Origin of the sequence: Brevundimonas sp. (assembly GCF_030656255.1) — a bacterium.
GTDB lineage: Bacteria > Pseudomonadota > Alphaproteobacteria > Caulobacterales > Caulobacteraceae > Brevundimonas.
Map to the genome: position 1 here is coordinate 1 of NZ_JAUSOE010000071.1, position 3,440 is coordinate 3,440.

Genomic DNA, 3,440 nt, shown 5'->3' on the forward strand with positions numbered 1-3,440 from the left:
GGTCATGTCGTCGCCGTTTCCGCGCCGAATGGCGACAGCGAAAATATCCTCTTCCGTCGGCAGATAGATGCCGATGACGTGCTCCGCCGCCGAGGGGCGCACCTTCAACAGCCCGGACCTGTTTCCGACCAGGTAGATAGGCAGTTTGCGCGGCGTAGTTTCCGACAGGGGAATCTTCGAGCGGAACCGCATGACGCGGTCGAACATCTCCAGTTTGCGGACATAGTCCCGCAACGACCGCTCGCTGCCCTCGCTGTAGACGATGAACTGCTCGCTCTCGGCCCGCAGCCAGTCGGCCTGGGCCGTCGTCGCCGCGCTCATAAGCCCCAGCAAGGCCATCGCCCCCGCAACGCCTGCGCGTAATCCCGCCAAATTCATGATCCCCTCCGCCACTCGGGCCTTAGTCGCAGAGGTTGTGCGCCGTCGTAAAGCCGCGTCGTGCAATTTCGCCAGATCGCAACCCGTTTGCGCCACATCAAATAACCCCTCGCCATAAGGGGCTATTGGAGTCATTGTCGGGTCTGAGGAGACGATCAGGCCGTCAGAGCCCGGCGCTTCTCTCCCGGATCGATCCGGGATCATAGGGAAAGGAAATGACGATGGCTGTTATCCATCCTGAAGACCGTATCGTCGGTCTGGATCGCGCGCGCTCAAACCGTCCGCGCAAACTGCACCCCGCCTTTGGACTGGCGATAGGCTTCGGCTTTATCTTCGCTGCGTCCACCGTCGTGCATCTGCTGTTCGCGGCGTTCTGACGGCGGTCTGAAACGGCGCGGCCGCAAGGTCGCGCCATCGGCGTGAGCGCAAGCTCAGGCGGCGAGACGGTTCCAGACCGCTCGGTCGGCCGCGATCGCGTCCAGGCGGCGGCCTTTGTCGTGCAAATGGGCCATGACCGCGTCGGGCAGGGTGCAGAAGCGCGGCTCGACCAGGTCGGGATTGCAGGCGACGGCGGGCGCCGCGAACAGGGCGGCGTTGACGTCCGGGCTGCGCTCGGCGATCAGCCAGGCTAGGCGGCGCGCGCGGCCGGGGTCGTTGCGATGCAGCAGCGGATCTTCGGCGAACAGTTCGCAGCCCAGTTCCAGCACATAGTCGAAGCCCAGCTTCTCGAACCGGCGCGCGTCGGCGGGCGTGACCGGGCAGGCCTCGTCCAGGTCGAACACGACGTCGTTCAGGAGAAACAGCATGGGCGAGACGCTTCTTGCGATCCGGACGGGATGTCGTCCGTACCCACAGCCTTACGCCCCAGTCGCTTGCGGTCCCGTTCACGGACGCGGTTAAGCCTTTCTGACCGGCCGATCCGGGGATTCTACGAAACGCCCACCAGTCCGACCGCCAGATTCACCGCCAGGGCCAGGATCACCGTGTTGAAAACAAAGGCGGTCAGGCTGTGCACGCTCGACAGCCGTCGGATGCCCCGGTCGGCGATCTGAACATCGGCCGTCTGGGACGCCACCCCGATGATCAAGGCGAAATGCAGAAAGTCCCAGTAATCGGGCTCGGTCTCGCCAGGGAAGATCAGGCCGCCCCGATCCTTGCCGTGTTCGCCGTGCTGATAGAAGGCGTGGGCGTAGTGCAGGGCGAAGATCAGGTGGATGAAGGTCCAGGACAGGGTCACGGTCCCCAGGGCCAGCAGACTGTCGCGGATCGGCGAGCCGCCGCGCTGAACAGCCTCGCCCACCACCACCACGATACTGGCGACCGCCGCCAGCAGGCTGAGGGGCAGCACGGCGCCGCCGGTCTGATCCAGGGCCGCCGCGCGTCGGCGAATGGCGTTGGCGTCCTGGGCCAGGGCCATTCGGGTCAGGGTGGCGGCGATGAAGACCGCGACCCCCGCGATCCAGCCATAGGCCACGCGGGTCAGTGCGTTTTCACCGGCTGGCACCAACAGGGTGACCAGGATCACCACCCCCAGGCTGGAAAACAGAACGCCGTACAGGCGGAGAGGACGAAACAGGCGCATGGTCGGATCATGACGCCCCTTGCGCGTCCCGCAAGCGCCCAGACGAAGGCGCCTAGACGAAAAGCGAAGGGGCTGACGCGACGTGACCCTTGCGAAGCGTCCTTGGGTCGGCTTAGCGTGATCACGCATTGTTACAGGTCCGGCCGTCGCGCCGGAGAAAGGGCCGCCATGACGTCCTATGAAGATCGCGCCGGGTTGAAGGTCGCGGCCGAACTCGCCGCCCTGATCGAACAGGACGTATTGCCGGGCCTGGAACTGGACCCGGCGGGTTTCTGGTCCGGGACGGCGGATATCTTCGCCCGGTTCGCGCCGGAAAACCGCGCCCTGCTGGCCCGGCGTGACGATCTTCAGGCCCAGATCGACGCCTGGCACGCCGCCCGCAAGGGCCAGCCCTATGATGTCGCCGCGTCCCAGGCCTTCCTGCGCGAGATCGGTTATCTGGTCGAGGAGCCGGCCCCCTTCGCCATCGGCACGGCCGGGGTGGACGCCGAGATCGCCGCCATGGCCGGGCCGCAGTTGGTCGTGCCGGTGCTGAACGCCCGCTTCCTGTTGAACGCCGCCAATGCCCGCTGGGGCAGCCTGTACGACGCCCTCTACGGCACGGATGCGCTGGGCGACCTGCCGACCGGCGGCGGCTATGACGCGGCGCGGGGCGCCCGAGTCGTGGCCCGCGCCAAGGCGTTTCTGGACGAGGCGGCGCCCCTGGCCGACGGATCGCACGCCGATGTCGCCGGTTGGTCGGTGGTCGACGGCGCCCTGGTCCCGGCCCTGAAGGATCCCACCCAGTTCGTCGGCTTCGTCGGAGATCCGGCCTCGCCCGCCTCCATCCTGCTGGCGCACCACGGCCTGCACATCGAACTGGTGATCGACCCGTCCCACCCGGTCGGCGGCGCCGATCCGGCGGGCCTGGCCGACGTCGTGCTGGAATCCGCCCTGACCACCATCGTCGATCTGGAGGACTCGGTCGCGGCCGTGGACGCCGCCGACAAGGTCGAGGCCTATCGCAACTGGCTGGGCCTGATGCGCGGCGACCTGTCGGCCACCTTCAAGAAAGGCGGCGAGACCCTGACCCGCACGCTGGAGACCGACCGCCACTGGACTGCGCCGCACGGCGGCGACGTGACCCTGAAGGGCCGCAGCCTGCTGTTCGTGCGCAACGTCGGCCATCTGATGACCACGCCCGCCATCCGCCTGGCCGACGGTTCGGACGCGCCCGAAGGCGTCATGGACGCCGTCGTCACCAGCCTGATCGCGCTGTACGACATCAAGGGCCTCGGCGCCTTCGGCAACAGCGCGACGGGCTCGGTCTATATCGTCAAGCCGAAGATGCACGGGCCGGACGAGGCCGGCTTCACCGACCGGCTGTTTGACGCGGTCGAGGATCTGCTGGCCCTGCCGCGCCACACGATCAAGGTCGGGGTCATGGACGAGGAGCGCCGCACCTCGGCCAATCTGGCGGCCTGCATCCATGCGGTGAAGG

The 3,440-nt window shown here is 67.2% G+C and carries 4 protein-coding genes and 1 pseudogene; 2 read left to right on the forward strand and 3 right to left on the reverse strand.

What is annotated here, in order from left to right; translation table 11 throughout:
- Window positions 1–378: pseudogene (locus Q7J26_RS07595) on the reverse strand (hypothetical protein); the annotation flags it as partial.
- 221 nt (window positions 379–599) lie between these two features.
- On the opposite strand from Q7J26_RS07595, the gene Q7J26_RS07600 reads away from it, so the two are divergent.
- A complete protein-coding gene (locus Q7J26_RS07600) occupies window positions 600–755 on the forward strand; it encodes a hypothetical protein (RefSeq protein WP_304935881.1) in 156 nt (51 codons plus the stop codon).
- A gap of 54 nt (window positions 756–809) precedes the next feature.
- On the opposite strand, the gene Q7J26_RS07605 is transcribed toward Q7J26_RS07600, so the two are convergent.
- Both Q7J26_RS07605 and Q7J26_RS07610 read right to left on the reverse strand, forming a co-directional pair.
- Complete coding sequence (locus tag Q7J26_RS07605; RefSeq protein ID WP_304935882.1) at window positions 810–1,184, reverse strand: hypothetical protein; 375 nt, start codon at window positions 1,182–1,184, stop codon at window positions 810–812.
- 122 nt (window positions 1,185–1,306) lie between these two features.
- Entirely contained in the window at window positions 1,307–1,960 is a 654-nt protein-coding gene (locus Q7J26_RS07610) for a DUF1345 domain-containing protein (RefSeq protein ID WP_304935883.1), read from the reverse strand.
- A 168-nt stretch (window positions 1,961–2,128) separates the two neighbouring features.
- On the opposite strand from Q7J26_RS07610, the gene Q7J26_RS07615 reads away from it, so the two are divergent.
- A partial coding sequence (locus Q7J26_RS07615; RefSeq protein WP_304935884.1) for a malate synthase G occupies window positions 2,129–3,440 on the forward strand: 1,312 nt, incomplete at its 3' end.